Source organism: Chryseobacterium oryctis (genome assembly GCF_025971925.1).
GTDB lineage: Bacteria > Bacteroidota > Bacteroidia > Flavobacteriales > Weeksellaceae > Chryseobacterium > Chryseobacterium oryctis.
On the sequence record NZ_JAPDHV010000007.1, the window covers coordinates 121,272 to 146,227 of the forward strand.

Consider the following 24,956-nt stretch of genomic DNA (forward strand, 5'->3'; position numbering starts at 1 on the left):
AAGTGCTTCTTTTATTGTGGTCCCTCTCGTCACATTCTCGAACTGCTTTGAATTGTTTTCCAACATATTACACTAATCTTCAAACCCTTACTGGGCTCGAAACACGTTGATTTTGAATTCGAATATTCGAAATAATGACTTTGAGAATAGATGTGACTTTTTCCAATTCCATTGTGGAAGATCCTTACAAGATTATGAAATCCTATTATTTTCGTTCCAAGGAAATTCTCTCTACGACAATCTATCAAGAATTAAAATTCTTTATTGAAGATTACAATTTCAACCGACCTTGTTACAAACATAGGATTTACACTCCCAATGAAGTCCATGAAAATCCTGAACTGGCAAATTTCAAACTCGTCTTACAAAATTCTAACCAGCAACGACTGGAAGAAAACCGTAAGTCCTGTTGCAAGATTTCGGCATAATATGGAAATTCCCCATCCTTCTCTCCTATTTTGAATATTCGAACCAATATTATCAATGAACTTTTCTCTTTTTGAAATCTCCTGAATAAATCAGATGTTCAAATATAATTTTTCTTACTATTTTTTCACATAAAATAATGTCTAGCATTCTACAAACCTCAATTCGAATTTTCGAATCAATTGATATAGAATTACTTGAATTACTCCATCTTTGTAACTCACTTCTTTTCAAGTTCTTACTCATTTCTGAAAAAAAACTTTTTTTCAGCTACTCAAAGAGGGAGCCGTCTAACCAATCTAAAAATGTAGCATAAAGTGTATATGAATTTTGTCTCAAAAATAGTTGCAAGTTCAATTACTTTTGTAAAAGGTTACAGATAGTTTTACCTGTAACCTTGTACATCATTTATGGTTCTAGAATCATTGATCAGGGCTTCCAAAAACTCCATACTGTACCATTATAAACTGCTAACTGTTTGGACGTTGTATCATACACCATCATTCCTGCAGAAGGATTTATAATGTTTATATGGGGACTTTCAACTTTTGGTAAGACCATTGCTTTATCTGTATCAGTAAGCACTAAAATTCCTACAGTTGTATCGCTATTTCCATTTATACCAATTGCTACTTTTGCATTTTCCTCCTCTTTTACATTATCTTGTAACGAGGAATCAATATTACTTAAAGCTGTATATGTAATATCATTGTTAGAGGCATCTTTTAAGCTAAGAGGAAATTCTGGATCTCCTGTAAGATCAAACCAGCTCCCCCCTTTCATATACTTCATCTTCTTATCAGACAAGTCAAAAATTATTGTGCCATCCACAACCATCCCCTGCATCCCTCGATAACCAGCACCTGTAGTACTGTCATAAGCTACTGGATTATTAGGAACAGTAGATACCCATGGAACAACAATTCCTTTCTTATTATCTGGAGAATCATAAAACTCTAGCGAAATGTTAGGATGAGGAGTTATACCATCCGATAATGGGGTTATTTCTTTTTTGCCTATTGCCACTTGCGCAGAAGCATGAGAGGCAATAAAACACGTAAATACTAATACTATCTTTTTCATTATATTCAATGTATGTTTAGATAAACTTATCAGAGACTCTCCTTGTATTGGATAAGCCTCCAAAAAGTTCTTTAGAATAATTTGTTACAGTTATAATTAGTCTGGACAAGCTTTTGTGTTGAAACATTGCCAACTATATGAGTTACCATCCACGGTGGTATAAATCTTCAAACAATCTGCCTCTTCATCATACACCATCATCCCTTCTATAGGATTGGCAATTGCTAAAACCTGTGCAGTTGTAGGAATTCTATTTACCACAAACCCTTTTTCTTTAGATTCTAGGGCTGTCCACGCCCCCTTACGTACCATTGGCCAATTACCATTATCGATACCTGCTCTGCCAAGAGCTGTAATACCTTGATTGGTATTTAGTACTGTACCGGAGGTGTTTGCTGGTTTGTAACAATGACAACTAATTGCACTTACACTTACAGATACGATGCTGGAAGTAGAAGTTCCCTCGCAATAACTATCTGCTACAACTACATAATAATAGGTAGTACCAGAGGTGCTGGTAGGTGGAGTGTACGCAGCAGATGTAGCTCCCGCTATAGCTGTACCTCCTGTTGTACTATTGGTAGTATTGCTATACCATTGGTAGCTTAGGGTACCATTACCTGTGGCACTCGCCACTAACGCTTGTGGGCTTCCGCCAAGACAAACACTTTGGGTAGGAGGCGTTACAGCATCTATATCTACCACAGGAGCACAAGCAGTACAGATATTTCCTGCTAAAGTCTCCAGATCAATAGAAGAAACATCGAAAGTAGAACTAGCTATGAATCTACGAGGCTTTACCCCGCTCCCCTCAGGGTCTCCTGCATTAGCCTCCACATTTCCTGTATAGTTCCCACCGACAGATGCAATAGCTGCGGCAGCACTTCGGGCAGTAGTATCATTAGCAGCACCCAGTCCTGTAGGAGCATGCAAAACTACAAAGGTAGCACCTCTCTCTGCTTTAAAATTATTATAAGTTTCAAATGCAGGACCAGTGCCTGTGGATACTAGCCATGAAGAACCTTGACCTCTACTAGCATCAGTAAATAGAAAAATTACAAGACGATTGGTAGACTGTTTATTCAATTTCTTCTGCGAACTGACAATTCTACTATCATTAACTCCGTCTAAAGCATTGCCTATTCTAGAAAGTGCTAGTGAAGCATAATCAGCCGTGCCTAAACTACGTCTATTAAAGTTTTTTACTGCTGTAGCATCATTGCTAAAATCTGCTTCAATATATATTTTAGATGATTCCCCTGGTGCTGAACCATACTGTACGACTGCAGCTCTGTTATAGGGGTTGCAATTCAAAATTTCATCTATTAAAGTTCTGGTTGACGCAGTCATATTTGACCATTCCGTTGCATCAATAGAACCAGAGGTGTCCATCCAAAAAATAACGTCTACCCCTTGTGCACTAAGGCGACTTGTAAATAATGATAATACCAAAAGGGAGAATACTAGTACTTTCTCTTTTAGTGCTTGTAATAATCTTTTATTTTTTATTTGCATTTTTAATGTTTTAATTACTTTATATTTTTTTCATCTTTTGTATTTATACGATACGAGAAGGTGGAGGGCGTATATTACAACTGTTAGGATATTGAGTTTCTGTATATTTATCAACTACTTCTTTTTTACATATAGCCATAAGTGTAAAGCACTTATTACTGCACTGATGTTCTAGAACAGCCAAATGTTTTATCGGATTCTGTGGTACAGGGAGTACTTTAGAATTATCTTCCACCAATCTGAAATCTATAGAATTACCAGACTGGTAGACATATCTATAATCTTTTTGCGTAGGAACTATTCTCTTTGCTTTATGTTTGGCAGAAATGCTTCTTCCTTGGTTCGTTTTACCTGATTTGGCCTTTTTATAACTATTGTTACCATCTGTATCATGAGACATACTTTGAAAACCAATTATTGTAGTTTCCTTAGTAAAAGAAAGTCCAGCATGATGTATTAGAGATTTATCTTCTTTTCTTTTTGTTGGATGGGTCTGAAATGTAACTGTAGCGCCACCAGTAATATATATTTGTGCAACAGAAACTTCATGTTCGATTGCCTCAATTACATTATCCTCTTTTGCCATTTGCGATAAAGTATCACTGGTTGATTGAGCATAATATTGAACTTTAGTAAAAATAAAAAGACAGCCAAATAGGCAAACAACTCTTCTTAAGAAAAGTTGTTTTACTCTATCTGACCCCTTTTTTTTATCATTTGTGTTCATTAGAATAAATCTCCTAAATAGGAGACTACTTGGTGGAAATGTTTTGCAATATTATTGTGAAGTGCTGATATACTAAAGCAGTATATGTAAGAAGTTCCGAAAAAAATGGGCTAAAACCTTACTTCAATTTTAGCTTTATAATAAATTAATTAAATTGAATTTACACACTGATTAACAACACATTAAAATTATATATATTTGTAATGATTTCCGAATATATCACACTAATGAATAGTGCCAATCCCCGAATAAGCATTTCTTTTGCAACTCAAAAACAATACAGATGACTAAGCATACTTACCTTTTAATTCTCTTCGTCCTGCTATTCTATAGTTGTGTAGAAAAAGAGAAAAGTACATCTACTGCGGACAGAATGATTAGTATGGCAAAGGCCGAATACCAATCTAATCCTGAAAATGCCATTGTACTTGCTAAACAAGCCAATGCAATATCTAAACAGATTAAATATTCAAAAGGGATGTTACAATCCAACAAAATATTAATGAAATTATTTCATGACAAAGGAGAAGAGGAAAAATCACTTTTCCACAGTAATGAAATGATAAATATAGCAAAACAACTTAACGATAATAACTCCCTCGCAGAAGCTCATATAGAAAGAGGAAGAATTTTCTCCGCACTAGGACTTTATGAAAAGCAAAAAATAGAAATTGAAGAATCTATCCGTTATATCCAATTAGAAAGAAATATAAACAAACAGCACTATAACCTTTCATTGGCCTATCAAAATCTTGCTACAGATTATTATCAAAAAATCAAAGCGCCTCAGGATAGTGTTATGACATATTTAACCAAGAGCCTTGAAGAAGTTAACAAAATAAAAGACAACAATGATGGGGTTGATACGGATTCCAAATATGACATGATTTCCTATTTACACATGAATATCGGTATGTTTTACATTAGTATTCACCAACCTCAAAGACTTGACTTAGCACAACAACACCTCGAAAAGTCGTTAGCCATTGTGGACAACCACCATTTTGCAAAGTTAAAAGTTGACCGTATCCCTATTCTTACAACCTTGGCTCGTTTCCATGAGATCAGCGGGAAATACGAGGAAGCTATTACAAAAGCTGAAGAGATATTAACTATTGAAAAAAAACAAAAATCTCCGTTTGACAGACTACTAGCCTTCAGGATCCTCAGTAATTCTTATGAGGGGCTTAACCGCCAAGACAGTCTTGTAAAATATCTTAATTTATATACAAAACTTTCCGATAGTCTTAATTACGCTAGAACTAAACAAGCAAATACAACATTAAAAAATATAGAACAAGAGACTAAAAGTTCTCACGAGAGAGATAAAAAGAGCATCATTTTAGTATCGGCTGGTCTAATTTTATTACTAATTTTTGGTATATGGATATACTGGAAAAATTATAGAAAAAAATATCATAAACGATATCTAAACATAATTGAAAGACTAAAGCAAAGACGGTCTTTCCAAACAAACTTTAGTAGCATAGAAAAGAATCAAGAAAAGGTAAATACTATCCCTAATGATACATTGAACTCTATCCTAAACAAACTTGAAAAATTTGAAAACTCAGAAAGATTTACCAAGAAGAATATTAGTCTTACCTATCTCGCAAATTCTTTTAGTACCAATACACGTACGCTCTCAGAAGTTATTAAACAGCATAAAGGTAAAAGTTTTAATGGATATCTGAACAGCCTTCGAATAGAATATATTACTAGAAAATTATATGAAGACCCTATTTTCCGAGAATATAAAATAAGTTATCTGGCCGAAGCCTGTGGGTTTTCCTCCAGAGAGGTTTTTGCCAATATCTTCAAGAAAGAAACAGGAGTTACTCCCTCCTATTTTATAGAACAAATAAAGGCTGATAATATTAATGATATTTTAAGTATAAAAGAGACCGAAAACTGAAGATTACAACAATTCATAATCTAGATAACTCCAACTATTTTACATTACAATTCTCGATAATTTTCGATAAATGAAAAAAGATAAAAATATACCACAAAAAAGAAGCGCAGAAATAGTAAAACAATATTTTGAATTTTTAGACCACCACATCAACGATGTTATAAGCGGTGAAGTTCAAGAATTTATGGAACTAAACCAAATTGCGGCATCACTGGCTATTTCCCATAATCATCTTGCAGACACCATTCAAAAAGAAACAGGAAATCATCCTTGTCATTTCTACGACCTTAAAATTATTGAGGAAGCTAAAAAGATGCTTACCGAAACGGATAAGTCAATCGCTGATATTGCAAAAATTTTAACATACGACCCATCTAATTTTTCAAAATTCTTTAAAAAATTTGTAGGAGCCACACCCGGACAATTCAGAAAAATATCAAAAAAATAAAAAGTTCCAAAAAGTTCACCATAGATTTTAGTTTTTGCATTACCATATTTGCTTTAGAAAATTTTAATCAATTAAAAATCAAACAAAATGTCAAGAAACGATGTAAACGGAAAGGTAGTATTAATTGCAGGTGGTGCAAAGAATTTAGGAGGTTTATTGAGTCGCAATTTTGCAGCTAAAGGAGCAAAATTAGTGATTCATTATAACAGCGAAAGTACAAAAGCTGATGCTGAAAAAACATTAGCAGATGTACAAGTTGCAGGAGCTGAAGCTATTTTGGTACAAGGTGACCTTACCAACGTGGCTAATGTAACCAAGCTATTTGATGAAGCAGTAACAAAATTTGGTGGTATTGATATCGCTATCAATACGGTTGGTAAAGTACTAAAGAAGCCTTTTGTAGATACAACAGAAGAAGAATACGACAGTATGAGCGATATCAATTCAAAAGTAGCTTATTTCTTTATTCAGGAAGCAGGTAAAAAATTGAATGATAACGGGAAAATTTGTACCATTGCCACTTCATTATTGGCTGCATATACAGGTTTCTACTCTACTTACGAAGGATTGAAAGCACCTGTAGAGCATTTTACAAGAGCTGCTTCTAAAGAATTTGGAAATCGTGGAATTTCGGTAACCACTGTTGCGCCTGGTCCTATGGATACACCATTTTTCTATGGACAAGAAACTGAAGATGCGGTTGCTTACCATAAATCAGCTTCAGCTTTAGGAGGTTTAACTGATATTAAAGACATTGCACCTCTTATTGAGTTTTTGGTAACTGATGGTTGGTGGATAACAGGACAAACCATATTCGCAAATGGCGGATACACAACGAGATAGTAAAAAACTGTATATTTATAAAAAGGCAAATGACTTCTTGATTGTTTGCCTTTTATTTTAAATCTAAATTGATGGTATTAAAAATCCTAAACTCAATTTTAATCCTTTTTGCCGTGTTTATGGGAACAAAACACGGTTGGAATATGCTTACCGCTAAACCAGAAATGTTAGAAATGTTCACCAAATGGAATTTTAGTAAAAATGCTGTTGTGATAAATGGAGCAGTAACATTGTTAGCATCTGTTTTGATATTATTTCCAAAAACGTTTGTTTGGGGAAACTTCCTGATGGCAGCTGGTATTTTAATGATTATTTGTCTTCAACTTTTGAGTAAAGATTTAAAAGGTGTAGCGATAGAACTTCCTTTCTTATTGCTTAATTTGGTTATCATTTATTTACAACATCCATTAAAAACAGGAAATTAATGAGCTTGAAATATATAATTATGCTTTTTACTATTTCCCTTTCTTTGACTGCTTGCGGTCAAAATAAAAGAGGAGATTTACAATCTGAACCAAGTAAGAATCAACTATTAAACAACAATCCTGAATTAGAAAATATGGACTTATCAAAAATCACAAACGAAAATGTAAAGAAAGCTATTGAAGCATTACAAGCCAACGATAAAAACGCTTGGTATGCTTATTTTACTGACAATGCTACTTTTACTGATGACGGACGAACCTTAGATTTCAAATCGTTTTTTGACAACGCATTTGCACATCAAGAAAAATTTCTTACCATCGATAAAGTGAAAAATGATAGTAAAGATATCTACGGAAATTTCTATGCTGGACAGTGGGGAACTTTTAAAGTATACTTTAAATTTCATCTAAATTCTGAAGGAAAATTTGAACGATTGGATATTGGACAGACTCGCTATTAATGAGTAAATATACACGATTATTGCAATCATTTACGCACCTATCAGCCTTCACTACTCCACAGTATTGGGCTGATTTGGGTTGTGGTAGTGGTGTTTTCACAGAGGCTCTAGCAAATTTATTGCCAGCTCAAAGCAGAATTGTGGGTGTTGACAGAGCGCATCATACGCTTAAAATAGAAATGGGGAATCGAGTAAACATCACTTTCCAAAAAGCCGATTTTGTTTCAGATGATTTGTCCTTTATAACAGTAGATGGTATCCTTATAGCAAACGCCTTACATTTCGTGAAAGACAAAGAAAATTTAATTAAAAAATTAGAAAAAAACTTTAAGATTGTATCAAGGTTTATTATCGTTGAATATGAACAATACACCGCAAACCCATGGGTGCCTTATCCCATTACTTTTTCAGAACTAAAAAATTTATTTCATAAATTGGGTTATCAGAATATTACAAAAATGGGCGAATTAAAATCAGTATATGGAGGAATAATGTACGCCTGTTTTTGTGAAAAAACTCCAGAATAAAATTAATATTGCTTATGCACCACACTTTACTATTGATACTTGGTTTATTGTTTGTTATATTCCTTTTGGTAATGTTGGCACAACGTATCAAAATTGCGTATCCTATTTTCCTTGTTATAGCAGGTTTAGGAATCAGTTTCATTCCCAATATTCCTCAATTGCACCTTGACCCTGAACTGATATTTTTAATCTTCCTGCCACCACTATTATACGAAGCGGCTTGGTACACTTCGTGGAACGACTTTTGGAAATGGAAACGCCCGATTAGTTTATTAGCTTTCGGTTTGGTATTTTTCACGTCTATGGTTGTAGCTTATGCTACATCATCTATTATTCCTGGCTTTACATTGGCATTGGGCTTTTTATTGGGTGGCATTGTTTCACCACCTGATGCCGTAGCTGCAGCCACAGTTTTAAAAGGAATGAATGTTCCCAAAAGGGTTATGACGATTTTGGAAGGTGAAAGTTTGGTAAACGATGCTTCCTCTTTGATTGTTTTCAAATTTGCTTTATTAGCCATTCTTACCGGGACATTTTCTATGCAAGAAGCTGTAGGACAATTTTTCTTAGTGGCCGGAATGGGAATTGTAGTTGGACTTGTAGGGGCACATATCATGTATGTTATTCATCGCTTTTTACCTACAACACCTGCTATTGATGCAGCACTTACGGTAATGACACCCTATATTTTGTTTTTGGCAGCAGAACATTTTCACTTCTCAGGAGTAATGGCTGTAGTAAGTGGCGGTTTATTTATGTCATACCGTGCACACGAAGTGTTCCAAACCGGAAGTACTCGAATGAATATGCTCGGCGTATGGACAACGATGATATTCGTGATGAATGCATTGGTGTTTGTTTTGATTGGTCTGGAATTACCTGAAATCATCAACGGGCTGGGCGATTATTCGATTGCTGATGGAATCAAATATGGATTAATTGTAAGTACCATCGTAATAGTATTGCGTTTTCTTTGGGTATATCCTGCGGCACATGTTCCCCGTTGGTTGAGTGCCAAAGTCAGAAAGGATCCATCCCCTGGTTGGAAAGGTCCGCTAATTATTAGCTGGGCAGGAATGCGAGGGGTAGTGTCCTTAGCAACAGCACTGTCTATCCCACTGCTGATGACAGACGGTACGAATTTCCCGCAACGCAATATGATCGTCTTCATCACATTTGTAGTCATCTTTGTTACCTTGGTTTTTCAAGGTTTGAGCTTACCATTTGTTTTAAAACTCATAAAACTAGAAGAGATAGACAACTTAATTCCCGAAGAAGAACAACAAGTTGGTATACAATTAAGATTGAATAATATTGCATTACAATTGTTGAACGAACGATACGCTGCTTACCTATCAGAAAATGAATTAGTGAAATTTTACAAATCCAATTTAGAAACCGACATAAGAAACATGGGACTACAATTACACTCATTAGAATGTAAAGAATCTCAGCAAAGAGATATAGAAGTCTATCACAAAATTTTACTAGACACCTATACATTGCAACGAAAAGAGCTATTTCTACTACGTAAAGAACAGTTTTTTAGTGATGAAGAAATCAGAAAAGCCGAATTGCAATTAGATTTGAATGAATTGAAAATTACTGGAACAGGACATTAATTATGAATACTGCAAGTCATTATAAACTAAAACATTTTATTCCTTGGACGAAACATAACATTATCAAAATGTTGATTTTATCCGTAATTCCTACTTTATTATTTTATTTTCTAGGATGGAAATGGTTGGCCATTCCTTGGGTGCCAGTGGCATTGATTGGGACGGCTACCGCATTTATTTCAGGGTTCAAAAATACACAAACCTATAACCGAACTTGGGAAGCTCGTCAGATTTATGGAGCTATTATTAATAATAGTCGAAGTTTTGGTATTATGATTAAAGATTTTGTTCGTGATGATGAATCAGAGAAAGTATTGCATCAAGAAATCATTTACCGCCATTTTGCTTGGCTTACCGCATTGCGTTTTCAATTGCGTGAAGTTAAAATTTGGGAAAATATCAATTCTAAGCCCTACAACCGAGAATATCTGAAATATTACAAAGTTCCCGAATGGGAAAGTAGTTTGGATGAAGAATTAAAGTCCTATCTTTCAGAAACAGAACGACTGTACATACTTTCCACCAAAAACAGGGCAACACAAATTTTAGCTCAACAGTCAGAACAATTAAAAGAGCTTAACAAACAAGGATTTATTTCGGATTATAATTATGTTGCTTTGGAAAAGCAAATCAAAGAATTGTATGACCAACAAGGTAAATGTGAGCGTATCAAAAACTTTCCTTATCCACGTCAGTTTTCCAGCATTAACTTGTATTTTACTAATGTACTTTGCTTTTTAATTCCACTTGGATTCATTGGAGAATTATCTAAAAATATTGAAAATTATGGAGATTGGATAATATGGTTGACTGTACCTTTGAGTGTCTTGGTGGGATGGATTTTTTTGGTATTAGAACAAATTGGCGAAAGCACCGAAAATCCTTTTGAGGGTAATGCCAACGATATTCCGATTACGCAAATTAGTCGCAATATAGAAATTGATTTAAGAGAAATGTTAGGAGAAAAAAACTTGCCTCCTGCTATTCAACCTCAAAATAATATTTTAATGTAAAATTATGAATAATCAACATATTGAAACTGTAAGGAAATGGTATCCGAGAGCATTAACATCCATTGATACCGTGAATCGACTTTTAGACACAATAGAAAGAGAATTAGAACTAAAGCCTAGCCAACTTATGCACGCAGACAGTATGTGCTGCGATGACGTGAATGCTATTCAGTATCCTCCCCGAGCAATGGAAATGTTAGGACCCTTTCATCTTGGCGGTTTAAATGGCTTTCCTTTTGCTGGAATAACTGGAATGAATGCATTTGCACATCACGTACCCGAAGATGGCGCTGTAATCATCTTTTACGCTCCCCATATAGGTATTACCAAAAATGGTACAATAGGTGAAATAAGTCGAATTGGCCAAAGTAAAAATTCTGCTTGTTGCGGGGCGGCAAAAGGGGCGTTGAGCAGATTAATTGAAGGTAAAATTATAGAAGGAAATATTTCCTCTCTGGATTTTCAGATGAATACCATTGAACAAATTTTTCTTCATCAAAAAGAAAGAATTCTGAATGCCGAAAGTCAAAGTTTTGAAGCAACCGAAGTGATGTATGAAGCCATTGATGAACGCATTGAAGTGTTGGTAAAAGAAACACACTACCCTTGCAAATACGTTTTGCTAGCTGGTGCGATTTTCATTAATGGAGATAAAGATATGGGGTCGTTTTGCCAATACAAAAAGTTTGACTGCCTAAACCTAGAAACTGGTGAAAGAAGAAGTTTAATGAATGAATATTATCAGTAAAAAATCAGAAAAATCACATTGCTACTCGCTACACTGATCCCTCTCGTCACATTCTCGAACTGCTTTGAATTGTTTTCCTACATATTACACTAATCTTCAAACCCTTACAGGGCTCGAAATAAGTTGATTTTGAATTCGAATATTCGAAATAATGATTTTGAGAATTATAGTATTTTTGCTAAAACACAACGATGCAAAAATATAAAAAGTATCATTCTGATATTAAAGTCTGCTATGCTCTTGGAATCCAAAATGAAATCCTTCCTGAAAAGTTTGTAAAAGAAATTCCCGGTTCTACTTCTTTTTATTGGAAAGATATTGATGCGAAAAAGTTTGTAGGTTCTGAATTGGCTTCCCGTATCCATGAATCTTTAGATGACACAAAAATATTTCTGGACAAACGGTTGTATTTCTCTCGAAAAGCATTTGTTCAATTTGCCCGATTATATCTTACCTTAATTCATTTGCTTGGGAAAGAAAATATTCGGAAAATCATCAAATCCAACAGAAATGTTTTTGTAGATTTAATAGAAAACCTTTACAATGATTTTCCCATCGCCAAGAAAGACCTTCTTCGGTTTCTAATGGTTTCAAAAAGACAATATGCGTTTTGGATCAGTGACAGAAAGTTTGCCTGTAATCAATCTCTCGTTGGACAATGTTTCAAACGAAGACCCAAACAAATTTCCAACAGGGAAATTTCGATTTTGAAGAAATACATGAATAAATCTCAATATAAAACATGGTGTATTCGTTCTATTTGGGGAAAGGCGATTCGTGATGAGGTAATATCTATGGCGGAGTCAACTTGGTATAAATACGCCCGGAAACTCGGATATTCTGAAGCCAGAAAACCTATGAAAAAGAATAGAAAGAAAGGTTCTTTCAATGCTTCCTATCCAAATGAAACCTGGCATATGGATATTTCCCAATATAAAACTTTGGATAATATTACCTTCTACATTTACACCGTGGTCGACAACTTTTCTCGAAAGATTCTGTCTTGGGATATTTCTACCAAGAAATGCTCGAAGATCAGAACTGAAACCGTAAAAAAAGCCATCAAGAATGAATTTGATGTAGATCTCAAAGATCAAAATCTTGAACTCATTGTAGATGGCGGAAGTGAAAATAATAACAAAACTATTGCTCAGTTCATCAAAGATTGTCATGTCAACATCAATAAAAAAATTGCTCTGAAAGATGTGACTTTTTCCAATTCCATTGTGGAAGGTCCTTACAAGATTATGAAGTCCTATTACTTCCGTTCTAAAGAAATTCTTTCAACCACAATTTATGAGGAATTGAAATTCTTTATCGAAGATTATAACTTCAATCGTCCTTGTTACAAACATAGGATTTACACTCCCAATGAAGTCCATGAAAATCCTGAACTGGCAAATTTCAAGCTCGTCTTACAAAACTCCAACCAGCAACGATTGGAGGAAAATCGTAAGTTCTGTTGCAAGATTTCGGCATAATATGAAAGTTCCCCATCCTTCTCTCCTGTTTTGAATATTCGAATCAATATCGTCAATGAACTTTTCTCTTTTTGAAATCTCCTGAATAAATCAGATGTTCAAATATAATTTTTCTTACTATTTTTTCACATAAAATAATGTCTAATATTCTACAAACCTCAATTCGAATTTTCGAATCAATTGATATAGAATCACTTGCATTACTCTATCTTTTGTAACTCACTTCTTTTCAAGTTCTTACTTATTTCTGAAAAAAAACCTTTTGAGAGCTACTCAATAGAGGGAGCCTATTACCATAACGGATACCATAATTCTCCTCAACAGGATAATATTTTACTTCTTTAGCTATTTCTTCTACTATATTTTTTGATGTTACATTAGCATTCTGTATGATATTTTCTTTTTTTTGTGAACAACTTTGTAAACTGATTCCCAAAAAGAAAAATAACAAATATTTTGAAAATTGTGCCATACTAATACACTTTAAACTCTGTTTCGCCTTGTGGAATGTAGAAATATCTATTTAAAAATAATGGTCGTAATCCTCCATCATAATCTACTTTTGCCCAAAGAGCCGTATTACCTCTGAAACGATTGTCTGTTGTATCTAACATTAATGCTACCATTTTTCCTTCTGCAAAAAACTCTAATTTATATTTTTCTATGGGTTGCATTTGGAAAGATGGACTTTTGTAGACATTATAAAAAACATCCCAGTTTTCTTTTATTGTTTCCTTAGATGCGTAGTTAGAAATAAAAAGATTTTTTAGCATGTCATATTCTATCCTTGCAATGTTGTCTGATTCTTTATTTTGGTATACACTCCATATTTCTTTGTATTTTGTCAATAACTTTTTCTCCAACTCTTTTTTATCCATTTTACGTAAATCCTGTGCGTTTTCAAAGGGAGGATGTAATTCGTAAGGCACGTCTACATTAATATCAAAACTTCCTTCGTAATAGGTTTTTCCAGTGCCCTCAAATTTATACGTTGAGTAATTTGGTGTTACTTTGGTTTCAATTTTTGGAACTTCATATTTCAAGTGTTCTATATCATCTGCTCCTTTATTCTTTTTATCATATGAATATAAATCAAATTCTAAAATAGAATCATCTACAAGAGTGTATAGAGGTTTCTCTGGATAATGTTTTTCCTCCTTTAGCATTGGATACATTTTATACGAAACAGTATGTTTTCCAGATTTAAAAAGTAAATGGTTGATTTCAACAGCAGTACTTCCAGTAATTATACTATTTGACTTTTTATAAACTCTAACACCATCAACAAACATTTCAAAATAACATTTGTCATTAGAATATCCTAATCCATATATTTTCTCTGATGCATAGTGTTTTATTTCTTGAGAAATTTCTTCTACAATATTGTCTGCTGTAATATTTGTGTTTTGCATAATTTGATTTTTTTCTTGTGAACAAGCCAGGAAACTTGTAATAATAATTACACTTAATATTAATTTTTTCATATTATTTAAGATTTGAATAATTGGACTTCATATAAAGGAACCTCAAAAGGTTCTATTAAAGTAAAAGGAGTTGGTTTACCTTCATTTGAAGACCAATCAAAAATGTCTCCAAACAAATTGTCTTTCACTGAAAGGCTTCCCAAATAATTTCCTTCTACCCCCGAACAATACAATGATTGGGCGACAAATAATCCTCTTCCTCCTTTGGTATCTACACCATATTTTAGTTTTACTCCAACTGCTCCTTTTGCAGTGAATTCTACTTTAGCTTCAATTGCTGTCTGTAATTTTGCAAATTCAAAAAAACCTCTATATTCACCTGTTACTACAGCAACAAAACTAATCTGTTCTTTGATAATTTTCTCATTTTGGGCATGAGAAACTAGATTTCCTAATTTGTCGGTAAAGCTATAGGTGTTGGTAAGAAAGTTATACTGTATTTTCTGCTCAAACATGAGGTCTCCTCGTACCTCTATCGTTCCTTTTATTTCGGAAACTCCTTTGCTTTTAAATAATTCGGCAATTTTATTATTATTCTTATTATTACGCTCCAATTTCTTTTGTACCTCCGAATCTTTAGGGTGTTTCGCATTTTTAATTTCATTTATCTTTTTGGTGATAAGCTTAAGTAAATCAAATTCCCTCTTAAAGTTAACGGCTACTAAAGGATTGGCATTTAGGTTGGCTTCATAAACTAATGCCAATCTGCCGTCTTTCTGTTTTTGATAATACATCCCCGCATTTATTGCTATAGATGGTGGTATCAGCTCTACTCCGGCGTCATCCATCTTTTTCAATATAGATTCTGCCCGTTTTGCCATTTTAGCAAACTTTTGAAGTTTCGTTATCACGTTTCTCCCACGGGTAAGGTATATCAACAGTAAGTCTATCACAATCCCTACGACTACAAACCCATATATAACCCCTGCTGCAAAATATTTGGTATATTTCGTTTGGGTGATAAGATTGGTTTGTGTGCCTACAAGAGAAAGGTCTTGTCCGGTTTTTTCCAGCGTTCTATTATGAATGGTATGAATGCCATAGGTATAATCCCGAGCTTGGCTTTCTATGTACTTGAGAAGCGTTTCCTCCACAACGAAATTACCAGGTAAAATTCTCCAAATTTTATAAAAAATGGTGTTTTTTAGTTCATTAAGAACATCTGTAATTCCCGTTGTTAAATCATTAAAGTTTTTGTTATGGAAGAAATAGGTTCCAGCATCTTTGTAATTATACTGAAAATGCCCAATCCAAACTACATCAGGATAGGTTCTTACCTCCAGTGTTGCTTTATTTTTATTGGCATAGTAAGCACAACTGTTGATATGGAAACCAAAAGGGTAATAAATGGGCTGAACAAGGATAGTACGACCAACATTGATAGGCGGTAAAGGATTTAAAAATTTAAATAACAGCGATGCATAGTTTTTAGGAAACTCGAAATAGTTAGCAAATACCTCGTGTGAAATAGCATTTCCTGATTTTGCATGTTTTACTTTCCCATAATCATATACCAAAACCTCCGTTTTCTTATGTTTATCTTTACGAAAACAGGCTTTGTCTTCTCGATTGAGAATATTTACAGTAATTTTTCTCGGCTTATCCAAATTGGAAACCACTGTTTCGTACACCATAGCATCTTGATTGTACTCTAAGTAACTGAAATCTATCTCTACTCTTCGGTTTTTCTTATAGACTTCTTCAGTTTTTCCTGCAACCAAAGGATTTACTTCTCCAAAGCCTCTGGTCTTGATTCGGTTTTTGTCTAAACCACCATTTACAAAGAAATCCTTTACTGCAGTTGCTCTTCTTTCTGAAAGCGACTGATTATAGTCTAATGTACCTCTGTCATCTGCATGCCCAGAAAGATTCATATCCAAATGTTGGTTAAAAAGTAAAAAATCCAGAAGATATTTTAGCACGACTTTGGTATCAGGACGTATATCAGATTTATCAAAATCAAAATGTACTTTGAAATTGGCAAACTGGGTTTCTGTACTTACTTTTTTCAGCAATGTATTCCCTTCTTTGAATACAGGGAAAGTTTCTCCGTTATCTTGCACATTAATCTGCTCAAATTTGCAGAGATGGGAATTCTTTTTATTTTTATCTGGTTGTCCTACTTTAGTAGGTGTATTATTAGTAGAGGTTTCTATTTCTTTACTTACAACCTCATTTTTAATTCTTAGAAAACGTGCATGTATGGTATCTTTACCATCGTTTACATATTTCCCGGAAGCGGTCTTTACTTTTACATAGAATTCTTCTTTAGACTTTGGCTTTCCTATTTTGCCATACCATTGGTAAGAGTTTCCTATTTTCAGATTGATTTGCCCGTCTATAACCTCAACATTTGTATAGGTGAATATTAGTCTGTCATCATTAGTTCCACCTCCACCTTCAACGACTTTGTAGACATCTACCGTTACTTTATCTCCATTTAGACCTTCCGTATCGAGATACAAATAAATAATATGTCCATAAGAAAATGTATAAGTTTTTCTTACGTCATCTCCTCCTTTTTTTGTACACCATTTGCTGCTTACAATTCTAGGTTGGCACCAACCCTTTACATATAAACCAGTCGTATTTTTAAAGTCTCTTTTCCCAGACAAACTTGCTTCTATATAATAATGATAACTTCCCGAAAGTTGTTTGGTTATTTTAAACATATATCCTGTTGTAGACACAAGTTGTTTAACTATTACTTTCCTATCATTACTTTGACGCATCCATTTGATTGGCTTTTTCTTATCTTCTGGTGTTGTGCCAGAAAGCCATTCTGCAACGTCAAAAATTATTTCTTTCTCTGGTTCGATGGTTATTCTTTTCCCATAAACAGACATATCAGGATAGTGTGATCCTTTAACGTATTTAATTTTTTTTACACCTTTTGCCATAACTTTCAGTTTTTATGCCACACCATCTTTACCCCCTTCATGAGTAGGTTGTTCCTTATACATTTCTTCAGGGTTTACCAACGGATTAATCTGTTTATGCACCTCCTTATTGGCATTCTTAAAATTCTGCTGACTTGCTTCCGTTCTTTGCCCATGGTCGATAATCTCTATACAAGGCGTTCCTGCAATGGCACAAACCGCTTTGCTATCTTCTAAAATAATATTACCTCCATTGCTTAAGGTAACTTCTTTATAAAAACCTTTCCACTCTGTAATCATGGGTTTGCAGGGTGGTGGCGGATTGCCCATTTTCGGACAGTTGCCAAAGGTATTTTTCTCCAGTGTTGCGCCGCCTATTTCTTTGGTGGTTACAATCAGTTTCTTGGAAGCATTTTTGTCATTGGCATATTCTTTCTTATGAGACAAAACTTTTATCTTATCCGGAGTCTGCCCAAACTGACACTTACACATTGCTCCCTGTACTACAATATGTTTTTCAGCCATAATTTTATTTCTTCATTTGTTGTTTCATTATATTTCTGTGTTTTTCCTGAAAATATTCGGGGTTATCCATTTCCTTCAAATATTCTTTTACTCTTCCCCAAAATCCGACTTTTTCGGTTGCTTTTCCTTCCACAATTGTTTCCTTACTTTTTGCCCTTAATGTTCCTGTCTCAGATAAATTGGCTATGACAACCGTTATTTTCTTCGTTTCATCAAGTTCTATGCTACATTCTAAGTGTAATGCTTCAGGAATACCGGATTTGGGATTCAAAAATCCTTGTATTGCAATTTCTCCCAATGACCGATTGTCAATGTCTTTTTGTTTTTCATAATTATTGTTAAATGCAAAAGGTCTCTCATTTATAAAATCTTCTTTTGACCGCTCGTCATCCAAAACGCCCTCCAACTCAATATTGATAAGATTATATTCGTCCAAATAAGGATCTACCTTTGCCTGTATTTTATAGCGGGGTTCTATACCGTTTTCTACAATAGGAAATGTAATGTGCTTTTCTGCGGTAAAATCTTTTCCGTAATTAAAGCAATATCCTAGAAATAGTGTTCTAAGGAAAAAATCACCCAACATATAGAAATTGATTTGCTCGGGAGTTTCCAGTATCTTCTCAATTTTTTGAAAATAATTTTCTACCATTTCCCCTTCAAATTCTTTTTGGAGATTACTTTTAATCGCCTTCCACCGTTCCGGATACTTGTTGTACTTGGCTACTTCTTCCCAGTTTCCGTCTTCGTCCACCACGATATGCATCGGGAAAAGCACTTTAGAGGTTTCATAAGCCAGTAAATCAGCAATATCATTGACTTCCTCTTTATTGATATATATTTTAGAAGTCCGGTCAATCTCAAAAATGTGAAAATCTCCGTATTTTTGCAACCATTTTACGGAGGTTTCGTATTTGAGCTCGTTTTTATCCTCTCCATTTTCTAAAATAATCATTACTCCATATTTGTAATGGGTGTTTACAGGCGAATATGACAATTTATTATTAGGGGCAAAACTTACTTTTTTGCGTTCTTTTTCTTTAGGAGTTTCTTCTGAATTACCTTCTTGTCCTAATTTTGGAACAATGAGTTCTTTTTGATGCTCTATTTCACGATTTAATAAGTCTGGAAGTTCGCAATAGCGGTTATGATAATTGCGGAGCTCTTCTGCCGAGATTCCGTATTGCTTGGAAACGCTTTGTAGAGTGTCCCCTTTTTGGATGGTATGGATGTGATGATTAGTCATTTATTTATTTTTCTTGCCAATAATCTATTTCCGGAAACGTCAATTTCTCTCTACCTTCCCATTTTGGAAAAACAAAACCTTTGGGAAGGGAATAAATTACCCGATGATCACTATTATTATAAGAATCAAATTTGAATTTCATTATATCCTGTTTCCCCTTAAAATTTAATAAATAAAGATTACCAAAATCATCATCTAAAGTCTCAATAATTAAGCGGTTTTCACCAAAATCAAATTTAGATTCAAAATCTTGTGGAAGTACAATAATGCTTCTGTAATAATAATTGGAGGAATTTCGTTTTTTCCATTTTAATTCCATCTGTACTGGAAGTTTATTCTTCTTTTTTAAGTTATTATTGGATAAATTTTTATTTGAAGAATTAGTTAAGGTATCTATACTATATATCGATGTGGATTGATTAAAATATTGAAAAATACTCCCATCCTTAGTTATTATGTTTGTTATAGAAGGATTAATTTTTTTGCTTTTATCAACAAACCCAATATCATAATTATACTCTTTTTCCCCTTTCTCCCAAACAGAATAAGGGATGCCGTGAAGATTTCGAAAAATATTAGCTTCTGAATTGATGAAATCCTTAGAAGACGCTGTTTCTTTTTCTCCTTTTTGATATTCTTTATCATTCTCTTGCCACACCCCTTTATTGGGAACTTTAAATTTTTCAATTTCTTTATTTGTTGTTCCTCCTTGCATCCAAATACTAACATTACCTCCTGGAGCCATACCTGCTACAATAAGGCTATAATCTGCTTTTGCTCCTGTATAAGTATCTATTGTTTTTTCTTTAAATAGACTCAGCATTCTCTCTCTTGGCAGTTTTTTTCCTCCTTCATAATAATAACCATCTGCTGAACAAAGCCATTTTACATATATACTGTCAGGAACATCTTTGTAAATGTCACCTCCTGTATAACCACCGCTGGTAATTCCCCATCCAGGATCTGCTCCTATATTTGCGGATGTTCCTGCTATACTTTTACCTTTATAAAAATATTCTACAAATGGAGATGCTCCGTAATATTTGGGAGCTGACCAGCCTGCATTCCAACTGAATTTATCCTTCGGTTGGCAACTTAACAGACTTAAAAATAGTAGTAATAAATAACACGTTCTCATATTAATGTGGGCTATGGTAGATTTCTCGTTGCATTTTCTCTATTTCTCCTGCCAATAATCTATTTCCGGAAACGTCAATCTCTCTCTACCTTCCCATTTTGGAAAAACAAAACCTTTGGGTAGGGAATAAATTACCCGATGATCACTATTATTATAAGAATCAAATTTGAATTTCATTATATCCTGTTTCCCCTTAGAATTTAATAAATAAAGATTACCAAAATCATCATCTAAAGTCTCAATAATTAAGCGGTTTTCACCAAAATCAAATTTAGATTCAAAATCTTGTGGAAGTACAATAATGCTTCTGTAATAATAATTGGAGGAATTTCGTTTTTTCCATTTTAATTCCATCTGTACTGGAAGTTTATTCTTCTTTTTTAAGTTATTATTGGATAAATTTTTATTTGAAGAATTAGTTAAGGTATCTATACTATATATCGATGTGGATTGATTAAAATATTGAAAAATACTCCCATCCTTAGTTATTATGTTTGTTATAGAAGGATTAATTTTTTTGCTTTTATCAACAAACCCAATATCATAATTATACTCCCTTTCTCCTTTCTCCCAAACAGAATAAGGGATGCCGTGGAGTTTTATGTACCTTAGTATATCTTTAGCTTCTTCTCCAGTAGATGTCCATAGAGTAATTAAACTTTTATCATATCTATCATCTTTACTAATTATGTTGGCTTTAAATTTATCTATTTCTACATTTTCACCTCCTCCTTGCATCCAAATACTAACATTACCACCTGGAGCCATACCTGCTACGATAAGACTATAATCTGTTGTTTTTCCAGTATTAGAATCTGTTGCTTTTTCTTTGAAAAGATTTAGCATTTTTTCTCTAGGCAATCTAAAGCCTCCCTTATAGTTTACCATATCAAATCCGCAAGTCCAACTCACAACCGCACTATCGGGAACATCTTTGTATATATCGCCTCCTGTATAACCACCGCTTGTAACTCCCCATCCTGGATTAATCCCAACACTAGAAGAAGTTCCTCCTATACTTTTTCCTTTATAAAAATATTCTACAAACGGACCGCCTGCAACATAGTTCTTAGGTGCAGAAAACCCTGCATTCCAACTGAATTTATCCTTCGGTTGGCAACTGAATAGACTTAAAAATAGTAGTAATAAATAACACGTTCTCATATTAATGTGGGCTATGGTAGATTTCTCGTTGGTAACTTACTTTGTCATCTTTTATAGTAGGTTCTACGGGTTGGTTTAGAAAAAGCATACTTTCTAATAAATTATGATCTCCTGTTTTCACCGTAAGAAAATCGTTTTTGAATCCACCAAAGTGTGCAGAAAGATGTACATATTTGTTGCATATATGACTGTACATTTCTGTAGGCATACTATAGGAACCATCTTTATCTCTGTTCTCCTCTTTAGATACATTCTTCATCAACTCAAAATATTTTTGAAGTATTTCATCATTCGGTAATTCATACTCAAAAAGCATATTTTTTTTAACGAAGGGTGAATCAGATGCTTTACTATAAAAAGGCACTTTATTTTCAATTGCTTTTTCCAGCATTAGGTACATAGGGATTAAAGCATATTTGTTGGATATATATCGGCAATCTTGTAAAACATAATGATCTGACTCTTTGGTTTGATACACCTGATAATAGGGATCTTTTGAAATTGTTTTTCCCTCATCCGGAAAATCATTGGGTGCTTTTATATCCCTGTTATAAATACCAACTCCCATAGACTGAGGCTTTATTGTGGTTTCGGTAACGTGATCATAGGTATTTGTGAATTGTATACCCGTATTGGTATTATTATCAAAACTCTTACATACCCAACTAGAAATATAAAATTGCTTATATTTTTCCATATCCGCAAGAGTTTTTTGATCTCCGGTCTTCACATCAAAAAACGACAATACGGGTTCATATTTATCTAATTCTGCATAGCCTCCTCCTATATCCGAGTGAGCCCCCAGCATGCCTAGCGTATATCCCTGCTCGGAAGGAGTAAAAGGAAAGTTTTTCCGCCATTCTGTTTGTGCTTTTATATGAAAAACCTTACCAATTCTTATTCCGCTCAAATTGGTTTTAATGTCTTGTAATGCTTCCTGTGCCAAAGGAGCAAAACTAAGTATTGGTAAAAGTACCCCACCAAAACCCGCCTTATATCCCATATTTTCTTTTACAATCATATCAGATATTACGGTATCAAATAATCCTAAAAACCTTATTTCTATGGTGAAACTTTCTGCTGTAGGCTTATATCCTGCATTTTTGAGCTCTGTTCCCAAAAGACCTCCCGCATGTTTGGTAACTTCTAATTCTGGTGAAAGTATTATTGCTTTGCTTTCATAAGGATCTTTTATGCGTTTATGCCGATACTTCGCTTTTCCGCTTACCTCATTACAAAAATGCCTTGCAGCCGTAGCACCACGACTAAAGCCAAAAACATCAAATACAATTTTATTGATTTTTTTATCTTTAGAGATATTTTTAAACTGATCTTTTACTAGATTTTTAATACCTTCTTCCACGCGGCTTATCACTCCCCAGCTACCTCTGGCAAGCCCCGAGCCTTCCATATCATCTGCTTTGTCTCTTTTGGTACCTATTCCTTCAACATATTGCTTTAAAATATAATAATCTCCCCCCATTTCTTCTTTACTATCCATATCTTTTATCTCTTTGTATAGGTCAAAAAGTTTAGCGACATTGGAGTAGGGATTCCAATAGCTGTCACGGTCTGTATACTCTACTTTAACGTTTTCTTCTTTATCTACATCTTTATTGACCTTAGTATAAGATGCCTTTGCAGGAATAGACTCTGCTTTAATCTTCCCTCCCTGCTTGGCAAGCTCTGTATAATAAATAGTGTCAGAGTTAAACCGGTTATTCCCTGTTCCATCGAAGAACATTCCTACATAAATATTAACAGATCCTTCAGGTTGCTTACCTTCTTCTCCCGAAGAATAGTTCCCAAACTTATTACTTGTTCCCACGAGATATTATTTTCTTATTACTTGCCAAAACCAGATTTTCTTTCTTTGCTTCTACATTTATCTTATCCGCAATTTTTTCAAGCTTTCCCCCTACTGTTAAATTATAATCACTTTTTACAGTAATTGCCATATTCTTTGCCGTTTTTCGTATAGCCATAATCCTATAATTTATACTTTAGAAAAGTTTAGACTTTTCGGTACTATTAAATTCTACAATTTTCCCGCTTTGTACTGTCATATTTTCCTTCTCGCTGAACATCGAAACTTCTCCCGCTATTTCATTAGAAATTTCGGATTGTCTTTTAAAGTCTTTTTCTACCATTTCGGTTCTCATATCAGAAGTTTCTCTTATCTCTCCAGAAGCCGTCTGTACAATATCCGTTCCTGCCATAGAGGTAATATTATCGTTGGCAGAATTAGTAATATTTTCTCCTGCACTTACCGACACATCTTTACCTGCTGTCATTATGATATTCTCGCCAGCATTTACAGTAAAGCTCTTCGGTGCATTCACATTGATATTTCCTTGCCCATCCATCAGATAAGTATTTCCGCTTGGATCTTCGATGAAGACACTTCCTTCCGCATCATTCAGAATAATCTTCGTTCCGCTTCGTGTATGAATCACTTTCTTATCATTTCCTGAAGTGTGGTAGGAACTTGTTTCGCTACCGTTATAATGCGTTCCCATGACAAAGGGTTTCTCGGCGTTTTGAGATTCAAATCCTACCAAAACTTCTTCGCCGATTTCGGGAATGAAATGGAATCCTTTTCCGCTTCCGGAATGCGGCTGAATCAATCGCAACCAAGGAGTTTTCTCACCTTTCTTTTCCTGCCAGGGAAATTGTACCCTTACTCTTCCCATTCCCATCGGGTCGTTATTATCGACTACTCTGGCAGGTTGCTCCTCTCCAAAAGGAATGGCTTCATCGGTCTGATAAGGAGCATTGAATAAATCCGGAATTCCTACAAACTCATTATAATAGGTATTGCCGTCGTGATAATGCTTGATTTCAATAATACGGTAGGTTTCCATCGCTTTTCCGTTGATGTCAATCAGTTTTGCTCGGCCTCCTATTTTTAGTTCAGGGTCTTTGCTTTTTCCTTTTACCAAAACCAGATTTTCCCTGTTTTCTTTTTCTCTTCTTACCGATTCTTTCAGTTCTTTATCTGTTCCTTCAGAAATTCCGGTATGGTTGAAATGCATTTCGGGCGTTTTCTTGTATACATTTTTCGATGCATTGATGGCAACTGCCTGAAAAGGATTTTCCTTGAACTGAACCTGTGCCGATGAGGACTGATTATCTACCTTGCTTCCGCCTTGGGCATCATATACTGAATAATTAAACTCCTGAGGTTTGATGTTCATTTCAAACTCAACCTCTATCAAATCTATATTTTCTTCCAAGGTTACAATCGGCTGTACTTTGTTTCCGAAAACCAATTGCTGTCCGTTAT

General features: G+C 34.4%; 24 protein-coding genes. 11 read left to right on the forward strand and 13 right to left on the reverse strand.

The window, feature by feature from the left end; translation table 11 throughout:
- Positions 1-134 precede the first annotated feature (134 nt).
- Positions 135-428, forward strand: coding sequence for a hypothetical protein (locus tag OH806_RS14475; RefSeq protein ID WP_264744388.1), 294 nt, complete (start codon positions 135-137; stop codon positions 426-428).
- A 427-nt stretch (positions 429-855) separates the two neighbouring features.
- On the opposite strand, the gene OH806_RS14480 is transcribed toward OH806_RS14475, so the two are convergent.
- From OH806_RS14480 to OH806_RS14490, 3 genes are all read right to left on the reverse strand, one after another.
- A complete protein-coding gene (locus OH806_RS14480; RefSeq protein WP_264744389.1) occupies positions 856-1,509 on the reverse strand; it encodes a hypothetical protein in 654 nt (217 codons plus the stop codon).
- 96 nt (positions 1,510-1,605) lie between these two features.
- Complete coding sequence (locus tag OH806_RS14485; protein WP_264744390.1) at positions 1,606-3,024, reverse strand: vWA domain-containing protein; 1,419 nt, start codon at positions 3,022-3,024, stop codon at positions 1,606-1,608.
- A gap of 43 nt (positions 3,025-3,067) precedes the next feature.
- A complete protein-coding gene (locus tag OH806_RS14490) occupies positions 3,068-3,751 on the reverse strand; it encodes a hypothetical protein (protein ID WP_264744391.1) in 684 nt (227 codons plus the stop codon).
- A gap of 382 nt (positions 3,752-4,133) precedes the next feature.
- Here OH806_RS14490 and OH806_RS14495 point away from each other — a divergent pair, with 382 nt between their 5' ends.
- The 10 genes from OH806_RS14495 (at position 4,134) to OH806_RS14540 (ending at position 13,234) form a co-directional block, all read left to right on the forward strand.
- Complete coding sequence (locus OH806_RS14495; RefSeq protein WP_264744392.1) at positions 4,134-5,666, forward strand: helix-turn-helix transcriptional regulator; 1,533 nt, start codon at positions 4,134-4,136, stop codon at positions 5,664-5,666.
- A gap of 70 nt (positions 5,667-5,736) precedes the next feature.
- Positions 5,737-6,114 carry a helix-turn-helix domain-containing protein gene (locus OH806_RS14500; protein ID WP_264744393.1) on the forward strand — a complete coding sequence of 126 codons (378 nt, stop codon included), beginning with the start codon at positions 5,737-5,739 and terminating at the stop codon, positions 6,112-6,114.
- An 87-nt stretch (positions 6,115-6,201) separates the two neighbouring features.
- Positions 6,202-6,957 (forward strand): SDR family oxidoreductase, encoded by a 756-nt coding sequence (locus tag OH806_RS14505; RefSeq protein WP_264744394.1) that lies wholly within the window; start codon positions 6,202-6,204, stop codon positions 6,955-6,957.
- Positions 6,958-7,028: 71 nt separating this feature from the next.
- Positions 7,029-7,382, forward strand: coding sequence for a DoxX family protein (locus OH806_RS14510; protein WP_264744395.1), 354 nt, complete (start codon positions 7,029-7,031; stop codon positions 7,380-7,382).
- Positions 7,383-7,402: 20 nt separating this feature from the next.
- Positions 7,403-7,843: a nuclear transport factor 2 family protein gene (locus tag OH806_RS14515; protein WP_264744396.1), complete on the forward strand. Its 441-nt coding sequence runs from the start codon at positions 7,403-7,405 to the stop codon at positions 7,841-7,843.
- Positions 7,843-8,370 carry a class I SAM-dependent methyltransferase gene (locus OH806_RS14520; protein WP_264744397.1) on the forward strand — a complete coding sequence of 176 codons (528 nt, stop codon included), beginning with the start codon at positions 7,843-7,845 and terminating at the stop codon, positions 8,368-8,370. The genes OH806_RS14515 and OH806_RS14520 overlap by 1 nt, the downstream gene beginning before the upstream one ends.
- A gap of 71 nt (positions 8,371-8,441) precedes the next feature.
- The gene (locus OH806_RS14525) at positions 8,442-9,992 is read left to right on the forward strand and encodes a Na+/H+ antiporter (RefSeq protein ID WP_406567643.1); all 1,551 of its coding nucleotides are present in this window, start codon (positions 8,442-8,444) and stop codon (positions 9,990-9,992) included.
- A 2-nt stretch (positions 9,993-9,994) separates the two neighbouring features.
- The gene (locus OH806_RS14530) at positions 9,995-11,005 is read left to right on the forward strand and encodes a bestrophin family protein (protein WP_264744399.1); all 1,011 of its coding nucleotides are present in this window, start codon (positions 9,995-9,997) and stop codon (positions 11,003-11,005) included.
- A 4-nt stretch (positions 11,006-11,009) separates the two neighbouring features.
- Entirely contained in the window at positions 11,010-11,753 is a 744-nt protein-coding gene (locus OH806_RS14535) for a hypothetical protein (protein ID WP_264744400.1), read from the forward strand.
- Positions 11,754-11,944: 191 nt separating this feature from the next.
- Positions 11,945-13,234: a DDE-type integrase/transposase/recombinase gene (locus OH806_RS14540; RefSeq protein ID WP_264744401.1), complete on the forward strand. Its 1,290-nt coding sequence runs from the start codon at positions 11,945-11,947 to the stop codon at positions 13,232-13,234.
- 241 nt (positions 13,235-13,475) lie between these two features.
- Here the strand turns inward: OH806_RS14540 and OH806_RS14545 are convergent, their stop codons facing one another.
- From OH806_RS14545 to OH806_RS14590, 10 genes are all read right to left on the reverse strand, one after another.
- Entirely contained in the window at positions 13,476-13,706 is a 231-nt protein-coding gene (locus OH806_RS14545) for a hypothetical protein (protein ID WP_264744402.1), read from the reverse strand.
- Position 13,707: 1 nt separating this feature from the next.
- Positions 13,708-14,718: a hypothetical protein gene (locus OH806_RS14550; protein ID WP_264744403.1), complete on the reverse strand. Its 1,011-nt coding sequence runs from the start codon at positions 14,716-14,718 to the stop codon at positions 13,708-13,710.
- A 5-nt stretch (positions 14,719-14,723) separates the two neighbouring features.
- Positions 14,724-17,618, reverse strand: a complete 2,895-nt coding sequence (locus tag OH806_RS14555) for an OmpA family protein (protein ID WP_264744404.1) — start codon at positions 17,616-17,618, stop codon at positions 14,724-14,726.
- A gap of 12 nt (positions 17,619-17,630) precedes the next feature.
- Positions 17,631-18,122 (reverse strand): DUF4280 domain-containing protein, encoded by a 492-nt coding sequence (locus tag OH806_RS14560; protein ID WP_264744405.1) that lies wholly within the window; start codon positions 18,120-18,122, stop codon positions 17,631-17,633.
- 4 nt (positions 18,123-18,126) lie between these two features.
- The gene (locus OH806_RS14565) at positions 18,127-19,368 is read right to left on the reverse strand and encodes a LysM peptidoglycan-binding domain-containing protein (RefSeq protein WP_264744406.1); all 1,242 of its coding nucleotides are present in this window, start codon (positions 19,366-19,368) and stop codon (positions 18,127-18,129) included.
- Positions 19,369-19,372: 4 nt separating this feature from the next.
- Positions 19,373-20,506, reverse strand: a complete 1,134-nt coding sequence (locus OH806_RS14570; protein WP_264744407.1) for a DUF2931 family protein — start codon at positions 20,504-20,506, stop codon at positions 19,373-19,375.
- Positions 20,507-20,545: 39 nt separating this feature from the next.
- Entirely contained in the window at positions 20,546-21,670 is a 1,125-nt protein-coding gene (locus OH806_RS14575) for a DUF2931 family protein (protein WP_264744408.1), read from the reverse strand.
- A gap of 1 nt (position 21,671) precedes the next feature.
- Positions 21,672-23,498, reverse strand: a complete 1,827-nt coding sequence (locus tag OH806_RS14580; protein ID WP_264744409.1) for a DUF2235 domain-containing protein — start codon at positions 23,496-23,498, stop codon at positions 21,672-21,674.
- The gene (locus tag OH806_RS14585; protein ID WP_264744410.1) at positions 23,485-23,655 is read right to left on the reverse strand and encodes a hypothetical protein; all 171 of its coding nucleotides are present in this window, start codon (positions 23,653-23,655) and stop codon (positions 23,485-23,487) included. The genes OH806_RS14580 and OH806_RS14585 overlap by 14 nt, the downstream gene beginning before the upstream one ends.
- An 18-nt stretch (positions 23,656-23,673) precedes the next feature.
- Positions 23,674-24,956: phage baseplate assembly protein V (locus OH806_RS14590; RefSeq protein ID WP_264744411.1), on the reverse strand; the 1,283-nt coding region annotated here is incomplete at its 5' end.